Annotated in this window: 10 protein-coding genes and 1 pseudogene; 3 read left to right on the forward strand and 8 right to left on the reverse strand. The window is 46.6% G+C overall.

From position 1 onward, the window contains the following. Window positions 1–16: 16 nt before the first annotated feature. From GC097_RS27670 to GC097_RS27680, 3 genes are all read right to left on the reverse strand, one after another. Window positions 17–2332 (reverse strand): helix-turn-helix domain-containing protein, encoded by a 2316-nt coding sequence (locus tag GC097_RS27670; protein WP_171686520.1) that lies wholly within the window; start codon window positions 2330–2332, stop codon window positions 17–19. A gap of 86 nt (window positions 2333–2418) precedes the next feature. Continuing rightward, complete coding sequence (locus tag GC097_RS27675; RefSeq protein WP_246294483.1) at window positions 2419–3546, reverse strand: alginate lyase family protein; 1128 nt, start codon at window positions 3544–3546, stop codon at window positions 2419–2421. Window positions 3547–3677: 131 nt separating this feature from the next. Further along, window positions 3678–5054 carry an aminotransferase-like domain-containing protein gene (locus GC097_RS27680; protein ID WP_171686521.1) on the reverse strand — a complete coding sequence of 459 codons (1377 nt, stop codon included), beginning with the start codon at window positions 5052–5054 and terminating at the stop codon, window positions 3678–3680. A gap of 133 nt (window positions 5055–5187) precedes the next feature. Between GC097_RS27680 and GC097_RS27685 the strand changes: the two genes are divergently transcribed. Together GC097_RS27685 and GC097_RS27690 are read left to right on the forward strand one after the other, a co-directional pair. After that, complete coding sequence (locus GC097_RS27685; RefSeq protein WP_171686522.1) at window positions 5188–6048, forward strand: DMT family transporter; 861 nt, start codon at window positions 5188–5190, stop codon at window positions 6046–6048. Between the two features lie 127 nt (window positions 6049–6175). After that, window positions 6176–7153 (forward strand): phosphate/phosphite/phosphonate ABC transporter substrate-binding protein, encoded by a 978-nt coding sequence (locus tag GC097_RS27690; RefSeq protein ID WP_171686523.1) that lies wholly within the window; start codon window positions 6176–6178, stop codon window positions 7151–7153. Window positions 7154–7774: 621 nt separating this feature from the next. Here the strand turns inward: GC097_RS27690 and GC097_RS27695 are convergent. The 3 genes and pseudogenes from GC097_RS27695 to GC097_RS27705 all read right to left on the reverse strand — a co-directional run. Beyond that, window positions 7775–8980 (reverse strand): annotated as a pseudogene (locus tag GC097_RS27695) (DNA-binding protein); the annotation flags it as partial. Between the two features lie 34 nt (window positions 8981–9014). Continuing rightward, window positions 9015–14315, reverse strand: a complete 5301-nt coding sequence (locus tag GC097_RS27700) for an immunoglobulin-like domain-containing protein (RefSeq protein ID WP_171686525.1) — start codon at window positions 14313–14315, stop codon at window positions 9015–9017. A 325-nt stretch (window positions 14316–14640) separates the two neighbouring features. Beyond that, a complete protein-coding gene (locus GC097_RS27705) occupies window positions 14641–15663 on the reverse strand; it encodes a quinone oxidoreductase family protein (RefSeq protein ID WP_216625915.1) in 1023 nt (340 codons plus the stop codon). Between the two features lie 118 nt (window positions 15664–15781). Between GC097_RS27705 and GC097_RS27710 the strand changes: the two genes are divergently transcribed. Continuing rightward, window positions 15782–16222, forward strand: a complete 441-nt coding sequence (locus GC097_RS27710) for a MarR family winged helix-turn-helix transcriptional regulator (protein WP_246294484.1) — start codon at window positions 15782–15784, stop codon at window positions 16220–16222. Between the two features lie 324 nt (window positions 16223–16546). Here GC097_RS27710 and GC097_RS27715 read toward each other — a convergent pair whose 3' ends face one another. Further along, window positions 16547–19288, reverse strand: coding sequence for a cohesin domain-containing protein (locus tag GC097_RS27715; protein WP_171686526.1), 2742 nt, complete (start codon window positions 19286–19288; stop codon window positions 16547–16549). A 41-nt stretch (window positions 19289–19329) separates the two neighbouring features. Continuing rightward, window positions 19330–23427 (reverse strand): beta-N-acetylglucosaminidase domain-containing protein, encoded by a 4098-nt coding sequence (locus tag GC097_RS27720; RefSeq protein WP_171686527.1) that lies wholly within the window; start codon window positions 23425–23427, stop codon window positions 19330–19332. Window positions 23428–23474: the final 47 nt, after the last annotated feature.

The following is a 23474-nucleotide window of genomic DNA, read 5'->3' on the forward strand; positions in this document are numbered from 1 at the left end:
GCAACCCGTAAACCATTCATTTAAGCTCTTTGTATTTCCCCGGTGTAATGCCCTCAAACTTCTTAAAAGTCCGGTTAAATGTATTGATATCCGCATATCCGACTTTGCGCGCAATCTCCATAATGGAAAGGGTTTGCTCGGTCAGCAGCTTCTTCGCCTCCTCCAAACGAGTCCGGCTTATGAAATCAAGCAGCGCGTCGCCGGTTTGTGCTTTAAATTGCTTGGATAAATAGGAAGGAGTAATCCCGAATTTCTCTCCGATCATCGAGATGTTCAGATTTTCTTCGGTATAGTTGGCTTTGACATAAGCGCTAACAAGCTCGCCAATCGGGCTATACTCCTGTTTTCGGCTGGCTTGAACGGACTGGCAGACCTGTTCGAGAATCGACAAAATTTCCCTTCTCATCTCTTTGATCGTTTCGCATCCGGATAGCCGTTCGACAGGGTTAAACTGTTCCATGAAACCATTTTTATTGGCCTGCGAGCCGATCTCATTCATGGTTTTCAACATCGTGCTCGCAAGATCGAACATGAGGCATTTGCCGAGCGGTACCGATAACACCGCATTGGTTACGTTTGTTTCAATAATTTGCTCAATGATCGAGCTCGACTTCTCATAATCGCCAATCTTAACGAAATTAATCAATTGCTGCTCTACATGCAAAGGATAATAATAATTTCCAGCCTGGCGGACAGCCTCGGAACTCGGCAATTCGTCGTAACGAATCACAGCTCCGCCCCCAACGACTAGACGATAAGCCATCGCCGAGAGAGCTTCTTGATAGGCCTCGGCAATTCCGAACAATTCGGAATGGATGCCGCTGATAGATATCGTCAACTGCACATGAAAATGATCAAACAGGAACAATTTCACCTGCTCGGCAACTCGCCGCAGCTCCTCCGGGTCCTGCCCGCATCCAAAATTGTAAATACATGCCTGCATATCGTCAATCTCCGTCGTGAAGCCCTGATGATCGCTGCCAATCACTTCTTCCACCACATTCATCATTATGAACTGCATCAATTTCACTTTCTGCGGATCCACTGTGACATCTTCCTGAAATTTGCCGAAATGATCGATATGAAACAAAAGTACGGCAAAATGAGGGGAAGCCAGCCGTATATCGTGAGCCGAGAGCGACTCGTGCACGGGAATGTCCTGCTCCAAATTCCCTTTCAGAAGCCCCTGCAGGAAATGCGAGCGGATGGCGTCCCGGTGCTGGTGCAGGCGGCGATCGACTTGTTCCTTCTCAGCGAATGTATTGTTGAGCGCCTCTTGCAAAAAGCCGTACTCATTCGTCCCCTCGGCAAACGAAATCCCTGCTTTCATCGAGAAACTCCGAATGAGCAGGTGAATCGGATTGTAATTTTTGCGAAGGAACAGGAACGTAACCACCCCGCCCAGAAGAAGGCTAAGCAAAATGCTGGCATACACCAGCCTTTTCATATATTTCATCTTGTCGTCGAAGCGCTCGGCGGGAATCATCGAGATGTATTTCCAGCCTGTTCTTGCCGAAGTGGTATACGAGACAGCGACCTGTTTGCCGGTCACTTCTCCGTAAAAAAGACCGTTTTCGCCAGAAAACTTGTCATAGGCGAGAAAATCAGGACTTTGCTCGAGCCCGCTTGCAGCGACCAGCCGGTTCTCTTTATCCAGCACTGCAACGGATGTCGCTTCGGACGGCGGAATATTGGCGAGCAGCTTGGAATCTTTCACAACAAACAGGAGCACCGCTCCCGGCTGATCCCGATTCGTCAATGTAACGGATTTGGCAAACAGAACGGCTTTATACGAATTATCATCCTCTGACACCGTAACCGGCGCATATTCCTGGATGTAGCGTTTATCCAAATACGTCTTCCATGCCTCATAGTCTTTAAGATTCCGTCCGTCCAACATCTGAAACAAATGGCGGCTGTCCGTCCGGTTGCGCGTAGATATCACGGTGTCACTATTTTTGTAATACAGATAGATTTGTTCAATGAACTCATTGGCTGTCTGGTATACCCGCAAATCATTGGATATCGTGACTAAATCGTAATAATCGTTATCCGTAAGCGGCTGCGAAGTATTGATAAAAGCGTTCACCGGTTTATTGAGGGAAATTTCCAGACTCAGCCGCTCAATGCCGCCAAGGCTGTTATCGATCGCCATTTCCATCTGCTTCAGCGCGTTATTGTTGGCACGATTCACTTCCGATTCAACCACATGCCAGGAAGCCGCATATAAAATTCCGCTAATGATGATCGGGACGAGCAGCACCGAAATATAAGAGGTGAGCCAAGTAACCATGACGCTGCGTTTGTTGAACCGGAACCGATTGAACTTCATTAGCACTAACCCCTTGTCGACATGTTGTAACTGCTTTCATTTATTATAGCGAAAAGAAAAAGAACCGTCTCGTCTATCCGTCTCCCTTAGATCCAGAGAAGCGGCTGCCGAATCGCCATATTCCGCCGGACTTCCGCCTCCTGCGGTCTATGGTCGAGCGTGCGCCACAGGGCAAGGAGCCTTTCAGAACCGTAGGCCAGTCCTGCAAGCAATAAGAACGACATTCCGACAGGCCAATGCGCATCGTATTCTACATCACGCCCATAGGGCCATGTTTGTTTATTTTCCAGGTATGGCAAAAGGAATGCGATTCCCTTCCGTACGCCTCTGCCATCCGAAAGTTCAAATTCCCACAAGTTCTCGTTCGGCGTAGAGAGGATATGCGTAAGCGTAATGAGATTGTCCAGTGTAAACAGCGAATAGGCATATGGCTTCGTACGGGACAATTCACGGGGAAAACTGCCGTCCGCTCCCATTTGTTCTTCAAGCAGCCTGCTCTTGTATTGTTCTCTGCACCAATCCAGCATGGCATGATGACCGGTCAGCCGAGCGAATGCAGCAGCCTGAACGAACCAGCAGATGCCGTGATTGTTAGGTTCGTTTCTTTCTTCCACCCCTTGCGGATGCTCGTTCATCCATTGCAAATACTCCGCGAACCATGAAGAAACCCCTTGCAGAACCTGAGTTTCCGCCGTGGATCCAGGCTCACTCTCCAGAACATGAACGGCTGCCGCCACATCGATCAGATGCAAAGTATCGATCACGCCGATCCCCCGTCCGTCGCATACTCCGGGTACCGCCTGAGCATAAAGCAGATGCGGATTCATTCGCGTGTTTTCGTTCAGGAAAAAAGCGTCCAACAGCTGAACGGCCTTTGCTTCGTACCGTTTTTCTCCCGTTATGCGATATGCGGCAGTCAAACTGGCGACCCGAGACCGCATCCGTCTAAGCAGGATTCGATGTTCATGGAAATTAGCCGGATTGCTCTCACCGTCACGTCGAACGTAGGGCAGTCCATCCGACGTATCGGGATTCGGCCACCAGTAATCTCCGTTTGAATAATAATCATGCGCGCTCCCAGGACTTTGCGGGGCTCTCGCGTCTGTGATATGTATATTCGGAGTCGTCAGAAAGGCATCCGCCTGTCGGATGATCGTATTCAGATCCACATATAATCCCCAACTCTCCCGGTTTGTTTGGCACATACTTAGCATGTTGACAAACTCCTTTCATGTGAGCGAACAATGATTTCATTATATGAAAACCCTTACAACCATGATATCGTCAAAACACAAACTCATCATCAAAATCTCAAATTTTACGGCAATAAAGAGATTTTTTCTACTCATAACCGAAAAAATGGCTTAGGGGAGCTGCTTGTATATCGGGCACGCTCCAGTTCTTCGGCAATAATGCGGATGCCCTCTTCAATTTCTTGCTCGTCGGTTCGAATGATGCTAAGGCGCAGCAAGTTAAGCTTGGGGAAAGAGGTAAGAAACTGCCTATCGGCTGCCAGTACATCAACGCCACGATTCTCCAATCGCTTGACCAAATCTTCTGATTGAATAGAGTCCGGAAGGCGTATGGAAGCGAAGAGCCCCCCGCTAGGCGGGATAGAATACAAACATTCTTTGGGCAATAATCGCTGTGAAATTTCCTTGAGATGTTTAATGCGATGATTGTACAAAGTTTTCATTTGCTTCGCATGATGAGCATACATCCCGGACTTCATGTAGATCTCAAGAACGCCTTGAGAAAGCACCGAAGTGCTCAGATCGGCCGTTTGTTTATGCCATTGAAGTACAGGAATAAACGAATCCGGCACGGCGGCCGCTGCAAGCCTTAATCCGGGCAGCATCACTTTGGAAAAACTTCTGAGATAAATGACATGACCCGCTCCATGATAAGCGTGAATCGGATCTGCTTTGCTGTTCGTTTCCAAATCGGCAAGATAATCATCCTCAACGATATAAACGTCATTCGCTTTGGCGAGTTCGGCCAGCCGCTGTTTGTCTTCCGCCGTGTAAGAAGTGCCTAACGGATTATGAAAGCGCGGGATTGTATAAAAAAACTTGATCATATTACTTTGAAAATGGCGCTCCAAAGCTGCCCAATCGATCCCGTCAGGCGTTCTTTCGATGCCGATTACGGTCTGTCTTTGCGTCTTAAGCGCCGCCAGCATTCCCCAGTAGGTGGGTTGCTCAACCAGAATGTTCGTTTTTCCGTTTGGGAAAGGCATTCCGGCTAGAAGATGAAGAGCTTGCTGAGCACCTGAAAAAATAAAAACTTGCTGGGCCGAAGGAAAAACCTGCTGCTGCTGAAAAAGCTTCACGATCTCCTGGCGAAGAGAAAGCAAACCCTGCGGATCGGGATAAGTGAATATGGACGACTCAAATAATTCCATCGCTTTGTTCAAGCATTGACGAAAATCGCTTTGCGGGATCGACGCGGGATCGGGAGCCGCTGATGCAAAATCGATCCGTTTGGTTTGCAGCAGAGGAAGGAGCGCTTCTTTCGCTACAACGTAATAACCGCTCTTCGGACGTGAATAAATGAGATATTGATTTTCGAGTTCCTGATAAACACCAATAATGGTGTTGAGACTGCAGCCGAATCTTTGGCTCTGCGCACGGATGGAGGGCAGCTTTTGACCTGGCATAATGAGACCATTCACGATGTCCGAACGGATCATTTGCTGAATGGATTCCTTTTTATTTTTCATAACTATGCCTCCAGCCTGAATAATTGAATCTATCATCTGTACCCTTACAGATGGATAAATAGTCAATATACATAGCATTTTGTAACTATTATAATGCTCATATCATACAGAAGTATACTTTGAGGTGATTTTAATGAACAAAACGACAAGCGGGTGGATCCATGGTATGCTGGGCGTGCTCATCTTTAGCGGATCGCTCCCCGCAACACGGATGGCTGTGATGGATTTTGATCCGTTATTCCTCACCGTGTGCCGTGCCACCATTGCCGGGGTGTTAGCGGGAGCGCTTCTTCTCCTTTTCCGGCAGCAGCGTCCTGTCCGGAGCGACATCGTTCCGCTATTGTTAGTCGCGCTCTGCGTGGTAGCAGGTTTCCCACTGCTAACAGCCCTGGCGCTTCAGTATGTAACATCCGCGCATGCCATTATCTACATTGGGCTTCTGCCGCTTTCGACGGCAATCTTCGGCGTATTGCGGGGCGGTGAACGCCCGCGACCTACCTTTTGGATCTTATCGGCGCTAGGTAGCTTCCTTGTAGCAGGATTCGCTCTAACACAAGGGGCCGCATCTTCACCGGTCGGCGATGCGTTCATGCTGGCTTCTATCCTCGTGTGCGGTTACGGTTATGCGGAAGGGGCACGACTCTCACGGAGACTCGGGGGCTGGCAGGTAATCTCTTGGGCGCTCGTACTGTTGCTTCCCGTTATGTTACTGCTCTCGTTGTATTACATGCCGGTTTCGTGGGCAAGTATCCATGGTGCCGCACTTTTGAGCCTTGCTTATGTCTCCCTGTTCAGCATGCTCATCGGCTTTGTGTTCTGGTATCGTGGTCTTGCTCAGGGTGGTATCGCAGCGGTTGGGCAGCTGCAACTCCTCCAGCCTTTCTTCGGCCTGCTGCTTTCGGCTCTCGTTTTGCACGAGTCTATTGGTTGGCCTGTCTTTATTGTAAACGCCGGTGTCGTACTGTGCGTGGCGATCGCACGGCGATTTGCCTGAGATTCGTTTAGTTTTCGACTCTTTACGACTGCATTTTACAAATACTTCACACCATTTCCAGATCATATATGTTACTGTTATAAAGCTAACCTAGATAAATACATTAATTAGACGGAGGGCAAAAGTCTTGAAGAAGAAACTTACTGTTATTAGTTTATCCATGGTGGTAGCTGCGAGCATGTTGGCAGGTTGCGCGAAAAAAGAAGAGACAAAACCAGCAGCATCCACTACACCAGCAGCATCAGCAGCAGCATCCGCTACACCGGCAACTACAGGTTTCGTACCAAAAGAACTTAAAGTACAATTCGTTCCATCTCAAAACGCTGAAACACTTGAAGCGAAAGCTAAACCACTTGAAAAACTTCTAGGGGACAAGCTGGGCATTCCAGTTAAAGTATCCGTTTCTACGGATTATAATGTTGTAATCGAAGCTATGGCTTCCAAGCAAGTTGACGTTGGCTTCTTGCCTCCAAGCAACTACGTTGTTGCCCATGACAATCGGAAAGCAGCTGATCTGCTTGTGCAAGCTACTCGTCTTGGTGTGAATGACGAAACAGGTCAATCAACTACTGATCTTGTAGATTTCTATAAATCAGAGATTCTCGTTAAAGCTGACTCACCGATTAAATCCGTTGCTGACCTGAAAGGCAAAAAAATCGGCTGGCAAGGCGTTACCTCAGCCGCAGGTTATGTATACCCAGGCTTCGTACTGAAAAAAGCTGGCGTTGATCCAGTGAAAGACGTAACTGGCGTTCAATTCCAAGGTCATGACAAAGCCGTTATCGCTTTGCTGAACGGCCAAGTTGACGCTGTCGGCGTATTCCAAGACATTCGCGCTAACATGACGAAAGACTATCCGGATGTGTTCAAACAAACTCGCATTCTTAGCTTCTCGGATAAAATCCCGAATGATACCATCGCTGTTCGCTCCGACATGGACCCAACATGGAAAAAGAAACTGACTGATGCTTTCATCGCGATTAGCAATGACCCTGAAGGTCAAAAAGTCATTTTTGATGTATACTCCCACAAAGGTTACGTAGCTACAGACGATTCCAAATTCGACATCGTGCGCAGCGTGAACAAAGAAATGGGCTTGAAATAAGACTCAATAGAAAACTTGTAATGAAAAAGGAGCTAAACGGCTTGTATGCGTTTAGCTTCTTTTTTTGGCATATGCTATAACTCACATGCGATAGGGATCTGCAAGGCTCTAAAGCTCAATTTGAGCTATATAGCTGCTTTTAGGTTATGGGGGCCATACAAGGGCTCAGGGGCTTCTTTGCCTACCATCGTCCAAATATCCACCCAGTGTGACAAAATAGCAAATAAGAGCCTCCAGAGACGAGGTGAAGGAATCCTACATCTCGTCACGCTTCGGACTCAGCAGCCGTTATCTTCGCGAAAAGCGTCGTGTCTCTCGCTAACGGACGCCTGAGACTTTATATGCCGATTTCGTGGCAAAATCAGCCCCAAAGTGAGCCAGTAACAGCGCTCGTGTCCGTTACATGTTCGAAGAGGTCCTTATTCATCAAATAAGGGCCTCTCTGTCCGTCAGCGAGGATAAAACCCGCGCTAACGCCCAGTACATCTGCTCGACCGGCTGAGCAAGCAGCCTACCAAAGCTTTTCATCATAAAAAAAAGAGTACTCTCTACGATTGTAGAGAATACTCACTCTTTCTGTAACCTCGAAGGTTCTCTTCTATTACTCTTCTAAAATCACTTGCCGTAAGAACCAGCAGCGAATGTAGATGGATCCCACCATTTGTAGCCTGGATCTGGTGCAGCCCATGGTTCAGCTAGAGGCTCAATCGATTGTTGAGGAATCTCGTTCTCTTTGCCCGAAGTAATCAATGGCGTTTTTTGATCCAAAACAAGCCCCTGAACTTGGGATAGGCTTGTAAAGTTTTCTTTTTTGCCTAACCATTCAATGACGTTCTGCAGTAAGATAGCATCGCTTTCTTCCTTGTATCCATCATACGTAGTTTTGGCTTTGCCGTTGTCTTCTCTCTTGTACTTAGGTGATTTATCCTCTACCGGTGAAGAATCCCCGATAAACGCTGCTTTTCCCTTACCCACTTTAGCAACAGCAACATAAGGACCTTCTTCGATCCCTCCTCCATTGTACACAGCTTTGTCTACAGGACCAGTGGACCATTTCGGAGGATTTTTAGGAACATAGACAATACCTTTAGCTTTATTAGGATCTGTGATAGCCAACGTGCTGCCCGCATGCATAGCTACTGATATAACATTCTTTGTAATTCCGAATGACTGATCCTGTGCAACAAGAATATTTGCGCTTAAATCGCCCAATGCATTGTATCTGAATTTGATTCCAAAGTTGTCTGACAACCAGTCGGAACTTACAACATCCTTCATAGCATTAGAATTTGCTTCTTCGGCGCTCATGCCTTTGGCAGGATTATCCCATGCTCCCCGACGGTATCCATTATAAACTTCAGAGCCATCCCAACGGTTCTTATTGCGGTCTGCATTATAATGATCGGCGATGAAGAAGATAGAACCGCCTTTCTGAACATATTCCAGCATAGCCGCCTGCTCAGAAACTTTGTAAGGAACATTGGATTCTGCAGTCACAAAAATATCGTAATCTTTCAGATCATCATAAGTCATAAGTTTGGTTTGACGTAATTCTTTGACGAAATATCCAGCATTCGCAATCCCATTGGCAAAGTCGGAGAACCCCCCGTCAATGACCCAGTCTGAAGCTCCTGTTGTGTTTCCGTGGGCATTATCGAAAAGAACCTTTTTACCGTTTGGCGTACCTTTTGCAGCAATCGTCGGAGCCGGGTCTTTCGGGCCCTCCGCAAAGATAGCGTAAGGAATCACTACTGCAGTTACAGTTAAAGTCAGCGCGAGTGTGACAGTAACGGTTAATTTTGAATATGGCTTAGATAGTAGTTTCATAGAATCCTCCTGTTTACCCTATTATAAAAGAAAGTCAATCCACAAAAACGAGTTCTGTGTACACATCCAAGAAACCCTTTTTGCTTACATAAGCGGTATTGAGTATAGTACCTGAAATTCTTACTTTTTTATTTGCAGCAGCCGTTTTGCTAAAAATTGCCCGATCAGCAGCTTTTAACTTAATAATCAAAGCTGTAGTATCATTAGTTTTTCCTGTTTTATCCGCCAAGAAAATACCATACCCTGCAGCACCTGTATTTCCTTCTACATCCTGAATATACCCTTCCACCGTTATTACAGTATTGTTAGCTACGACTAATGCTTGAGCAACCGTAAGTGCTGCAGGTGGTGACACAGCTGTCTTGACCGCAATAACATTGGAATCCCCTGCATAGCTGCCGCCTGTAACAACCAGTTTGAACTGATAGCTTGTGTCAGCCGTTAGATTGATGGCTTTAGCGGATACGGAAGCGGAGCTAAGGTTAAGTTCCGTCGTTGCAGGCAACCAATTGGCTCCATTGTCTTTGGAGTATACCATTTGGACAACTGTTGCTCCCGTAGGCGCCGTAAAGCTTAAGGATACAGTAGTCGCTGTATGTGCCGTTGCGCTCAGATCGGATATCGCAACTGGTGCAACAGCATCCGTTTTTACACTGACGATGTTGGATTCCCCTGCATAGCTTCCACCTGTAACAGCTATTTTAAAGCTATATGTGGTGTTTGCTGCAAGATTGATTGCTGTCGCTGTGTTGGACGCAGCATTCAGAACTGAATCCGTTGTTGCCTTATTCCAAGTTGCTCCGGAGTCTTGAGAATAAAATAGTTCGACTAAGGTTGCTCCTGTAGGTGCTGTAAAATCGAAGGAAGCCGTTGTAGCCGTATGACCTTTGCTCACTAGGTCATTAATTGGATTGCTTGGAATCGTGTTGTCAGCTACGATTGCCGAAATCGTGCTTTTCGCTGCGACACCTGTCGTTGTTCCAGCGCTAGCAATAGGCGTAACTTCAAATCTCAGTGCTTTACCTACATCCGCTTGCTGGACAACATAGGTTTTCCCTGTAGCACCGGGAATGACGGTTTCCGTCGAACCGTTTACTTGGTACCATTTGAAAACGGAAGTTCCTTCTGCATCATTATCAGCATCTGCGTAATTGTACGAGCCTGTCAACGTCTGGCCTACTTTTGCTGTACCGGTTATTTGTACATTAGAAGCAGTTGGAGCTGCGTTTGGTACGGAATCCCCGCCAACAGGTTCAATTTTTGCATAGTCACTGGAGAAACCTTTTTTGCTGGAATATGCGCTGTCTATGATTTTCCCAGTAATTCTTACTTTTTTATTAGCAGCTTTTGCCACACTGAAATCTCCGTTGCGATCACCATTTGCAAACTTAACAATCAGAGATGTACTGCTGTTTGTTCCTACCTTATCATCCAAATAGATGCCATACCCTGGGAATTGCGTGTTTGCTTCTACATTCTGGATATAACCTTCAACAATGATTGATGTTCCGGAAGCTGTAGCCATTGCCTGAGCAACCGTTAAGGCAGACGGAGCCTCAGTAACAGTCAAAACTAATTTAACTGTCGCCGTATATAATGAAGTTGAGCCCACAAAATTGTACGTTCCTGCAACGCTGGTATCTACCGTCGAAGGATTCCAAACCACATCCAACTGTGTCGTAGTACCATCGCTCATATTAGCCGTAGCTTTCGCAGGTAAGGAATATGCAGTTCCTTTGCTGATGGAGACTGCCATATCATTAAAGCTAACTACTTTCAGAGCTTCTGTTTGTGCTTTAACAACTACTGCAAAAGTTTTCACTGCTTGTGTACCGTTTTTGCTAATCGTAGCTGTTAGTGTTACATCTGCATCCGGGTCACCTAGCATAGGTCTTTTGATAGCGCCATTTGTTCCAAGCACTGCTGGCTTATCAGATCCCCATACGATTGTTGTTCCATTCAAACCGGAAGTCGGCAGATTTAGTGCTGTTTTTACATCACTTAAGCTTGTATTCAATTGTTTGATACTATTGTCCGTTAAGGCAGCGACAGCACCATTAACAGCCTCGCTATCTGTCATGGATCCTGCATTCACGACTAGCACGTAAGCAGCATCACTTGTGTAGCCTACCGATGACGCAATAACTTCTAGGACAGTTCCTTCTGGCTGATTCGTGATTGATACGCTGAAAGCACCTGTGACACTATCTGCAACAGCTGTACCAAGGACTTGTTGTCCTGTATTAACAGTTACTGTTGTCCCCGCTTTCGCAGTTCCTGTTACGACGACATGGTTAGCTTTAACCGTGTTCACTTGAGGCATTTGCTGTCCTTTGATGACATGGATCATAATCTCTTTGGTATCGCTGACAGCACCTTTAGTAATCGTAGCAATTAATGTAACATCTGTATCCGACTCCATATCAAATCGATTTACAGTACCTGTGGAGACATTTACGATCGTGGAATGAGCATTATTTTTTAATGTCCAAGTGACCGAAGTGCCATCAGTTCCAGCAACAGGCAATTTGATTGAATTGTCTAAACCCGTATAACTCAAAGTCAATTCCGCCTTGGCATTAGCCACAGCTTCTTGATTGGATACTGTTTCAGGAAGTACGGTAACAAGGAAATCTTTTGTACGGGAAACTAATCCTTTACGAATTGTCGCCGTTAAAATCGCTTGTCCATTGGCTTGTCCTTTGCTAGGACGAGTAACGGCACCAGCGTTAGTGACTACAGAAGGATTATTAGAAACCCAAGTAATCGTTGAGCCGCTTGCTCCTTCAGATGGCAAATCCAGATTACTAACAACTGCGTTGAGGTCTTCAAATACGATTCCTGCCGTATCAGCTTGTACAGCATCCTCATCAGACACTCCGCCAGATTTCGTAATATCTGCATTTGTACGAGGCAGCAGTTGCGGATTGTTCGAGAAAATGGATACAACTCCCGTTACATCTACTTTATCGCCAACTACAATACCTGAAGTCGTAACGCCAAATCTTGTTAAATATACTTCGTAGCCTGGAGTGACCGCTCCAACAAAGAATTTAGGTGAAGTGCTTATAACCGGAACGTTTTTTACAGTAACGATTTGTCCTTGTTTTGCTGCAAGATCACTTAGATTAACTATGGCAGGAGTAATAGGAGCGTTTTTATTTGTTTTTGTAAATTCTCCCTCAGTAAGCTCTGCTTCGCCGTTAAATGTTAATCTTTTACCTTTTGTGATCTCAACTTCATCACCGATAGCTACTGGCGTTTTGGTTACAGGATTGAACACCAGAATTCCACCAGTGGCATCCTGAACGTAGAAGTTGTTTGTATTCGTACCTGCTGTATAAGGGGCGGAGATAACCGTTCCTTTAATAACACCCGTTAAAGATTCGTTATCCGCTTGTGCTCTGAAACTAGCTATTGAACGAGAGTCCGGATTAACTGCAGGCTCCGCAATGAAATCTCTAGAAGTCCTAGTACTCTCTTTTTTACCGGTTGATTTTACACTAACGAATACCTGGCCTGCATCAGTCCCCAATTGTGGAATGGAAATTATCAAGCTAGTTTGTCCAGCTATCACTTGTCCGCTTCCAAGGGATGTCACTCCTTCAGAGGTACCATATACCGTTACAAAATCACCTTCAACCAATCCTTCTACAGTTACTGTATCCGCAGTCCCGGCAGGGTTGTTTACTACAGAAATTTGTGCTGCATTAGGCGCAGTAGAAATTTGCTCGCCTGGATCTCCGCCGTTACCTGGGTCTCCGCCATTGCCTGGGTCTCCGCCATTGCCCGGATTGTCGCCGCCATTGCCCGGATTGTCGCCGCCATTGCCCGGATTGTCTCCGCCATTGCCTGGGTTGTCGCCGCCATTGCCCGGATTGTCTCCGCCATTGCCCGGATTGTCTCCGCCATTGCCTGGATTGTCTCCGCCATTGCCTGGGTTGCTGCCACCGCCTGGGTTGCTGCCACCGCCGCCACTGCCACCACTGCCCGAATTGCTGCCGTTTTCTTGGCCTGAAGATTTGTCGACAACTTGATCGCCAATTGTAGCCTTAACATTGGTGCCAATTGTATATGAAGTTGGCTTTGTTCCTATCGTTACACCATTTACATTAATGGCTGCCTGTTTAATTGTCCCTTTTCCCGAAACTTGGGCAGCGCCATCCAGCGTAAGCGTATCAACATTCGTGTCAGCAGCCATCGTAATTGCTGAACCTTGACCCGATGAAGGAACATTTAAACTGTTAATAGCACCTTCAACTAATTCAACCGATGATTTGCCTTTCAGACGAATCGTGTCAAACAGACCGGCAAGCTGAACAGTACCTGAAGCATTAATGTCTACATTTTTAAAACCTTTTTCAGTTGTAGAAAGCTTGCTTTCTTCCAATCTGGCTGAAGACAACACTTCCGTTTCCTCAACAGAAGTAGCGCCTTCTGCTACGATACGAACGTTGGGTTTAACCACTTTTAACTTGTTAATTTTACTATCATTGATATGAATAGAATGCGTGCCGCCGCCTTTAACGACGGTTTGGCCTTTAACGGCCACCTTGCTTAAGGTTACATCGCCTTGGCCTACCTCTTCGGCCACTACTAGCTTGCCGTCGACAGTAACATCTTTTAAATCTGCACCTGAAGCCGTAACAATAACATTTCCTTTAAGCGACTGGCCAGCAAATGATTTGGCATTATCAACAATAGTCGTCTCGGATGAAACATTCCCTGCACGATCCAGGGACACGATTGCTTCTGCACGGCTTATTAAACCATTCGGTTTAAATAGATCTCCCGGGTAGCCATTCATATACCCTGCCTGAACGACGGATTCAATGGGAGCTTTACTCCAAGCTGCCATCTGCATGGAATCTACGAAAGCCTTTGGAGCGTTAGAAGTACTTGCAAGCGGAAGCTTCTTAATCCGGCTTACAATGACTGCAGCCTCTTGACGTGTGATCGTTTCCAGTGGTTTTATAGTTCCGTCTTCATAGCCTTCAATATAACCAGATGCCTTTGCTATGGCCACATCGGCATAGAACCAGTCTGAAGTGGATACATCTTTATATTTAATGTCAGCTTTCGCCGTAAAGTTAAAAGTTCGATTAACCAATGCCATGAATTCAGCTCTAGTAATACTGTTGTCCGGTTTAAATGTGCCGTCCGGGTAACCCTCAGCCAAATCTAACGCTGTCCATACGGCAATCTGATCCTTAGCCCAATGCTTCGATAAATCAGAGTTCGTTGCGGCGTAACTTGCCTGGGGTAAAACCATTACATTGGGAACAATAAGTGCAGTGGCAATACAAAAGTTAAGCACCTTTTGAAATTTTTTCAAGAGTCTATCCCGCCTTCTACTTTTTTTGAATTCAGACAAAATGGTATAAGAGCATCCATAGTCCTACTGCATTCGTATATTCGCAAGAGCCTCCTTATTACAGATAGCATAGGACTTTAGGTGGATGTACCCGCACACATTTTTTAAAGATACCAATGAATTATATCAAGTACGAAAAAAAATACACGTTAAGTCTTTGTAAAAATGCTGCTAAAACCATCATTAATATTGTGGATTTCGTCATTTCCTAATGCCTATGCTGCATCAAAACGGCAGCCATGGACGAATAGTAAAGTCCTTGACTGCCGTTTGTATAAAATGATATTCATCTAAACGTAGGAATGAAAACGACTCGTTGCCCGAGGTTAGAGGGGGCATTCCAGACATCCTCCACTTTGGAAAGCGGGAATGATGCTAAATTCACGGTTAGCTTGCCAGTCGCAATAGCGTCGATAAGTGCTGGGAATTCAGCTACATATCCAGCAGTCGAGACCGAGCCTTGGCCACTACCTAATAATTGGAAATTGGCGGATCGAAGTGCAACGGAAGGCACAGCAGCCGTAGGACCAGCGACGGAACCAATTTGGATCCAAGTCAAAGCTCGGCTTCGATCCGTTCTCTTTGTCAGCATGGGAAGCATCGCAAGTTCGGCCGGTTTTCCCCAGAGATAGTCGATAACGATATCTACTTCAGACGCAGCCTCTCCGAGCCGTTCAGCTGCCTCTTCAGGATCCCCGGCAAGGGAGACAACAGTGTCGGCGCCTAGCGCAGCAAGAGAATTGAGACGCTCCTGATCACGTCCGGCACCGATCACTTTACTTGCGCCAAGAAGTTTGGCAATTTGGACAGCCATCTGACCTGAATTTCCAGTAGCGCCGAGCACAAGAACTTTATGTCCCGGTTGGAAATCGATTCGGCGCTGCAGAGCTACCCAAGACGACATCGCCGGGTTCATTGCTGCAGCGATTAGAACAGGATCAACTCCCTCGGGTAAAGGCACGCTGCGACGCAGGTCAATAACTGTCTTCTCTGCAAACGTTCCAAACGAGGTGTCCGGAGCTACGAAATAAACCAATTGGCCGTCCGGCAGCCGCCCAACTCCGTCAATTCCAGGGATTAGCGGTAATTCGTCTGTACTTGTATAGTGAGAACCATTTGCCTGAGAACGCACGCGAGTGTGCAACCCCGCGGCTAGTACGTCGGCAAGTATTTCATTCTTTCCGGACGGTTGCGGATCATCAAAAACTTCATATTTGGGAGTTGTATGAAAAGAACGCACAACAGCAGCATACATAATAAGACCTCCAATCGCGACTTTGCTCACATTTTTAGTTTGTGATACAAACAATATAGTTTGTTTCGCGTATTAAGTCAATGGCTGCTGTGGTATACTAGCAAGAGAATTATCCAAACTACATGGCTTTCGTGCCAGTTGTGCGAATCCAGCTAAGTCCGGAGTGACAAATTTGAACATTGACTCATTCAACATTCACAACGATCTCTCAATTGTAGATAGCATGGTACAATTTTCGCACCTTATCCAGTCCACTCTCAGCCGAGTTGGAGCCAGCCACGAACTTTCGCTCATTCAGATTCGACTGCTTGGAATTCTACGGGATCGAGAACCAACCATGCAGCAGCTAGCTCAGTATCTCAACCTCGACAAATCCAGCATTACCGGCCTAATAGATCGCGCTGAACGTCGTGGACTCGTCGAACGTACGGTAGCTCCTAACGACCGGCGGGGATTCAACGTGAAAATCACCCCTGCCGGTATGCAGCTCGTACATGTGGTCGGTCTTGAGATAGAGCGTCAAATACACGCTGTCATCGAAGTTCTGACTGAGACTGAACGCTCACACCTCACAGCCCTTGCATCCAAAATCATAGAATCGGCTTCCGTTTGAGATCCACCTGATTAAAGGGAACTCCGATCCCTTATTTCGGCGAAAAGCGGAATATCGGGCATGCGCGGGGAACTACAGGGTCTTATTTCACCTCAATCATCTAACTTTCTGTTCAGAATGCTGAAATAGCGGCCCCTAGTTCCCTCCCTCTCGCCCAACGGGCTGTTTCCAGCCAAATAACGCCCTGTAGTTCCCCTGAGCTCAGAATGTGCTACTCTGCTTCATTTCCTTCCTTACCGGGCGAAGCGCAGCGTACCCAAAACAGACCGGAACTCCTCAGAGTCCCGGTCCTTATTCTACCTATCTAGCATCCCACTACGCATATTATTGAAGAATGGCTTTTGCTACGATTGCAAGATCTACAATGTCAACCTTGCCGTCATGGTTCACATCCGCTTTTTCGTTCCAACCCGCCTGAACTTGATCTATACCGAATGCCGCTGCGACAATCGCCAAGTCGCCTATAGTGACGCCGCCTTGTCCATTGATGTCTGCAGAAATTCGTTTGGCGTCGAACGCTTGAACGGCTGCATCCAATGCGGCCTTCGCGCTGTCAACCTGTTGCTGAAGAGCATTCCCATTGTTTGCTGTAGCACGTGCCGCATCGATTACTGACTTAAGCTTCGCTTTGGAGCCTGCTGCATAGAACCCGTCTCCGTCGCCTTCCACAGCAGCATCGTATTTTGCCTGGGCACTATCGATCGATGCATTCAGGAGCGACTTATCTACGGATACATAGCTGACTTGTACTACTTGGGAGGCTTCGCCGACCTGCAGTTCGTGCCCCTGTCCGTTGGCAATCACAACATGGTAAACTGAAATGGTCGTATTAGTTGACTGAACTACAGATTTGGCGGCAAATTTGAGTACGAGCACATCGCCTTGGGCAGGCACATTGGCACCAACGCCAGCAGCCACAATCCGGACTTGCCCCGGTGCTGTCTCCTTTTGATCGATAACTTGGAATCCGTCCTTCAGCGAAGCAACCGATTCGAACTTCAAAATCGCCGGATCATAGTGAAGCGTCGCATCTTGCGCATACACCGTTTGGTATCCGCTTTGCCAAATATTGCTCAATCCCAGCTTAACATCGAAAGTTTGGCCAGAGCTAACCTGCTTTAACCCTGTCAATGTAGACTGCGGCACGGATGACACTGCATTTACAGTAACGTTGATGTCGGTTGTCAATGCCGCGTTGTTCGGATTGGCTACGCCAGGAGGCAAGCTGACCGTTCCATTTACTGTGAACGTTTGCTCTGCCTTGATTTCAGGATTGTAGCTTGTTCCATCTACATTCCAGAGAACATTGGCATTTCCTTTTCCAATATCGGTAACGAGTTCTACGGTTTCAGGCAGCCCAAGGGCGCTAGCTGTCCTCTCCGTTCCATTCGCCACCCCGGTGACTTTAGCCGGCGCTGTGACATTTACCAGCTTAGGAGGCACATACTCAATATAATCGATATCAGGAGCATAAGCGGTGTCGTTGCTGAATTTTATCGTGTTCTCCCCGGCGTTCAGCCGCAATGTCACGGCTTTTGTTTGGCCAGTTGTCCAATTGCCTGCGGCTGCAAAATTAATTGTTTCCGCTGCCCCGCCGTTGACAGATATCTTCACTGACCGAACTTCGCCGGAGTAATATCTAATATTTACCGTATAATCGCCTGCAATAGGTGCAATCACATTATTAAATGTAAGCGTGTTTGCAGCACCATTCCCGATCCATCCTACTTTTTTGCCGCTGGAAGCGGTTGATTCGCTACTGATACGAACGGCTCCGCCCAAAGTGTTGGCAGAGGACTCCGCCTCGTACTTTGTCACGAAAATTGGCGTTGGCGGAATTGGGGTCCCCTTAACTTTCAGAAGAACAATTCCGTGCGCAGGGACATTTACCTGATAGGAATTTGCAATCGTACCTTTGTCCTGATGCGCCCACAAATCCCGAACCGTCACGTTGGTATCAAGACCAATATTGTCCCAATTTACTGACATATTCACTGCAGTATCTCCGCGGTTCAGCAAGCCGACTGCTTTTTCTCCACTGTTTGCAGAACCGAGCGACTTGACCCACACTTCCTGATCGCCATTATCGATCATGCGGGTTCCTTGAATACCAGCCGGATCCTGATTAATAGCGATGACCTCCGAATTCGTCAAAATATCCTTCGTTTGCTGTGACATCGTGCGCAAATCATTACCTGCGATAAGCGGAGAAGCCATGATCGACCACATGCTGAAATGCGTTTTATCCTCTTCATAACTCATGCCATTGCCTACTTGCAGCATATCCATATGGTTAAAATGACCAGGACCCGCGTACTGCGCCAGATCCGCATTGAGATCAACAATATCCATGATTGAACTGAATTTCGGAGCAATGTCTCCCGATACCCGCCATTGATTGCCTACATCCGTCACCCATGCACCTGGAAATTTCCAATTGCATACTTCGTACATAACCGGAATTCCCGTTGCCAAAATATGATCTCGTATTTTTGTATATTCCGTTTGAGGGTTCAGTCCCATTTTGTCTGCGCCGCACCAGTCGACTTTGATAAAATCGTATCCCCAAGTTTTGATAAACATATCAAAATCTTGTTGGCGATGATCGTAGCTTCCATCGCCTGGCTGCGATAAGTCATCGGCTTTATCCCAATAATACCCGCATGTATTTCTGCCTGCATCGGTATAAATCCCTGCTTTCAAGCCTTTCGAATGGATATAGTCCGCAATCGCTTTCATACCGTTCGGAAATCTAGAATTCGGTTGCACAAAGCCATTCGCGTCCCGGCCCCCAAAAAATCCATCGTCAATATTAATATTCGTGTAGCCTGCCGCTTTCATGCCGCTGTTGACCAGCTCATCTGTTTCCTCCTTAATGATTTGCTCATTAATTTTTACACGGAATGCATTCCAACTAGACCATGCCATCATTGGCGTGCGGCCCAAACCATTCTCGAGCGCATGAGCCGGTTGTGGCGGCACAATATTGCTCATAAACAATAAACAAGTAATCAGTAGAAAGACTGCTATCGTTTTGTGCAATTTTCCCGTTTGTAAGGCTAACATTTCTGAATCTCCCTTCTGTTACAGCTTCATACATGCCCGATTTACCCAACAATTTTGCTGGCAATGAAAACAAGGTCCTCCAAACCGATTTTGCCATCGTTCGTTACGTCGGCTTGCTTCACAAGCTCCCAATCCGGACTGCCCGAATCTTTGCCATAATTCGCCGCCACGAGGGCGAGATCGCCAATGCTCACTTTGCCGTCATGATTCACATCGCCAGGGATGCCTGGATTAATGATCGGCGTCACATTGATCTTCATCGAGGAAGCAATCGCATCGGATTCCGCTCCCTGTCCATCAGCCAGTATCGCTTTGGCTACTGAGATCGTGCCTTCCGTCGCCTGTGACACTGCTTTCGCTCGGAAAGTCAGCTCCAACAGCTGCAAATTGCCGGTAATCGCATGCGAAGCGCCTTCGCTTGCCACGAGCATGCGGATTTTGCCAAGCGTATCCTTCCCCGCACCCAAGAGGCTGATCCCTGACGGCAAGGACTTCGCAGACACGAATTCCATTACATTGGCGTCATAATCAAGCGTAATATCCTCCGCATACACAGCATGCGTAACGTTGTTCAGCCCGATTTGTACGTTGAACTCCTGGCCTCCAACGACGGAGCTTCCCGCCGTTAAAGTTGTTGCCGGGAAGAAGCCTCCCTCACGCTGAACCGGGATGATTTCATAGATTTGAGGCTTGATGTCGCCGTTCCACTGAATTCTCACTTCCAAGACATGCTCATAATTAGCCGTATTTATCGCGTTGTACGATTGAGATAGCGTAACCGCCTGATGCCAGCCGTTTCCACCCCTTACCGATACTTCGGCATTAGAAATGCTCGTTGGATTTTGCAAAATAATCACTTGGCTTACCTCGGTAAACTTGGACAACTTGTAGTTCAAATAACCAGGCTTCGCATCGCCTTTTGGCGTGTAGAACGTAGATAATTTATGATCCGTTGTGTAAAAGGCTTCTTTACCCGTTTCCCCCTGTGGGTTTACTTGAAACGCCGGAAGCTCGGTTCCGGGCTTATCCAGACCTTCATTGACGATGATTTCATTAAGCGCGAGCCAGGCATTGTAGTTCTCAGTCGATATCAATCGAATGTATCTAGCCGGTTTATTATTAACCTGCACGCGCTTAAATCGATATGGTGCCGCAAAATCAGGGAAATTCAGACTCCGATCACCCGGATTGTTGAACGAGTGAATCGTTTCCCACTTCGTCCCATCTACAGATAGCTGAAGATCGCCTTTTCGGAAATAATCGCTTTCTCCGTCATTAATCGCCACTGCCGCATTTTGAACATTGACGATACCTCCCATATCAACCTGCACGTATTTGCCGATGGCCTGCTTGCTGCCAAACCATACTTTTGCATCCAACTTGCCGTCATATATACCAGCAATCGTACCTTGATAAATACTGTCAAAGTTATGTGTGATGACTGGATCAGTGAATTTTTGAAATTTAATCGCCAATCTGGTCAAATTGAAGATGAGTTCTTTGTCTGTATGATTCATTAATCTGACATAGGCAGCGTTTGGATATGGACCACCGACCGTGACCGGCTTCCATTCAACGCCATTTTCTGAAACCTCCAGCACTGCTTCCGAATTGGTGCTTTCGAGTACAAGATCCGCTATTTGTTCTATCGCTGTTAGTTTCATTCCAACATATTGAGCGGGCTTCAGCGTGACATTGTTTACATTCGACAGCTCTGCGGACACAGCTGAAATTGTGATCGCTGTTCGCATAAGCTCAGGTACGTTTGAATAGATGCCTGCTTTGCCGTCGTTTGCATTGACCGTAAATTCTCGAATGGCCGTCCATAAATCAGGCTTGCCCCCGGGAATACCGGCATGCGTCAATCGGTATCTGACGTATCTTGCTTTCAAATCAAGCTCGCTAACCGCAATATGAAAGCCGGATCGTTCGGCTCCGATCGCCGTCCAATTTTGTCCGTCTACGGAATACTCCAAAATCCCTTTCTGGAAAATATCAAAATCAGTATCTGTTCGACCTTGTAAAATATCAATATCATGCACCGGAATCGATTTGCCGAAATCAATGCCATACCAATCGCCGTTCTTTTGTACGGTCTGAATATAGACGTTCGTGTTTTTATTTCCATCGATCATGAAATTCAGACCTGTAACTGCCCCATAAGAGCTCATAGCCAGTGGGATGACAAATTCCGGATCAATGGTTGTGTAAATCTGCGTTTCCAGCTTTTGAATCAACGAGTTGGCGAAAGGTACTAATCGCTTTGTACCTGCTTCTACCGTTACTTCTGTTGCGTTCACTTTGGGAGATTTGAATGTCTTGGATTCAGACATAGCACTCGACGATTTAGCAAGCTCTTCCCAAGCGGTTTTCAAGTCTTTATTTTGCAACGCCATAGCCGAACTTGCCGCATATTTACCGGATGCTACGACATTATACAAACAATTTAGCCATGGATTGATTTCATCCAGCATGCTGGCATTTTGACTTTTTACACGAAAATCCTTAATTGCACCCAATATCCGATCGAATTCAACGATTAATTGTTTCCCTGTTTCCGCCGCTGCTTCGCCTCTGGCATATTGGTTCAAAAACAGCTCGAGCTGTGCCTTTATGTCTTCCGATTCTTCAAAGATCACACCACGGCCGTTTGGCGACGGATCACTCAAATGGCGAGCAATGATCCCGTACTCATTAGCAGCCTCTGGCGCAACGTACTTGAATGAGTTCAACCAGCTTTGATCCGCGTTGAAGCGATTGTTGTTCCATGAATAATCGGCTACTGCGAATAGAGCCGTTTTGGATAACTCCGCCTGTTCCAACGGGTTAGAAACAAGTCCGGAAATATTATGCGTTCCAGGCGTCAATAGCTCACCTTTACCCAGCAAAAGTCTTGAACCCGCGTATCCGTTCACTGGCCAATTCAACCAGATATAAGGATCTCTACCGATCTCATTTTTCACCCATTGCATATCCGTCGTGTTAACGGAGCCAATCACATCTCTTCCTGTCCACATGATTTCAACATTCGCAGGAACATTTTTTAAGGCTTGCAGATAAGGCTTGCCGCTTTCACCCGTCCATGCCTGATTGTAGAATGGCGGACAATAGATCAATGATTTGACATCACCTTTGGCGGCCACCCATTTTGCAACATCTGTGACCAGCTTCACGTGTTTATCTTTATCCGTCAGAGATTGCGTTGTGGAAATATCATCCATGAATAAGCCAAATTGACGAACGCCTACACTGTACAGCTGATCTAGCTTAGCTAACAAAGTAGCCAGCTCAGCGTCATACGTATTCCAGTTGATCATGCTGAAGCCGGGGTGAATCGCCCAAATAAATTGCGTTTTGGATTCATGTCCGACGTCGACCAGCTCTTTGACTTTCGCCAATTCAGCTGCAGGATATAGCGTTCTCCAAGCAGTGTTATGATACGGATCGTCCTTTGGCGCGAAGATGTAGGAATTCATTTTCAATTTCCCGCCAAAACGCATTAAGCTTTTGCGATCCTCGTGCGACCATGGGATTCCGTAAAATCCTTCGATAAAGCCCCTCCATTTGGCGTCGGAATAGTCTTCGTATTTCACGGAATTCACGTCTTTCCCATGAATCTGATCGAAAACCATTTTTAATGAAGCTAATGCATAATAAGCCGAATCCGTCGAAGCTCCTAGGATAGCAATGCTCCCTTTCGCTTCAAGCTGTTTGTCAATCTCTAGCACATAAGCGTCATTCTTGGAGAAAATCGCTGGATCATACGGAATGTGAGCATTAAAGTAAGTGTCAACAATTCCATTTGAGCTTCTAGTACCTAAAATTATGTTGGTTTTATCCGATACGACTGCCGCGGATTTAGTCACTCTAAGCGATTTGGAAGCCAGAATTTGATTCAAGAAATTTTCCGTAGATTCATCCACGGTAGGTTCAATAACGACGTTCACTTCATCCGTAATTGTAAAATTCGTCCCTGCATAGGTCGCCTTTTGCGGTAATGGGTAAATCTCGTAATTGCTGCTTACCGCTGCAGCTTCAATCGCAGCACCCCTTGCCGCTGCAACAGCATTGGGTGAGCCAGAAAAGCTGCTCACTAACATCAATGCTGCTGTTAAAAGGACGATTGTCTTTTTAGGCATTTCATTATGACCTCCTACTCATTTCACCTCATGACACAATAAGCAGC

The organism is Paenibacillus planticolens, from assembly GCF_013141725.1.
Classification (GTDB): domain Bacteria; phylum Bacillota; class Bacilli; order Paenibacillales; family NBRC-103111; genus Paenibacillus_E; species Paenibacillus_E planticolens.

Coding starts and splice junctions, on each gene's coding strand:
- GC097_RS27685 (WP_171686522.1), top strand. CDS start 5,188: ATGAACAAAACGACAAGCGGGTGGATCCATGGTATGCTGGGCGTGCTC.
- GC097_RS27680 (WP_171686521.1), bottom strand. CDS start 5,054: ATGAAAAATAAAAAGGAATCCATTCAGCAAATGATCCGTTCGGACATC.
- GC097_RS27670 (WP_171686520.1), bottom strand. CDS start 2,332: ATGAAGTTCAATCGGTTCCGGTTCAACAAACGCAGCGTCATGGTTACT.
- GC097_RS27720 (WP_171686527.1), bottom strand. CDS start 23,427: ATGCCTAAAAAGACAATCGTCCTTTTAACAGCAGCATTGATGTTAGTG.
- GC097_RS27715 (WP_171686526.1), bottom strand. CDS start 19,288: ATGTTAGCCTTACAAACGGGAAAATTGCACAAAACGATAGCAGTCTTT.
- GC097_RS27675 (WP_246294483.1), bottom strand. CDS start 3,546: ATGCTAAGTATGTGCCAAACAAACCGGGAGAGTTGGGGATTATATGTG.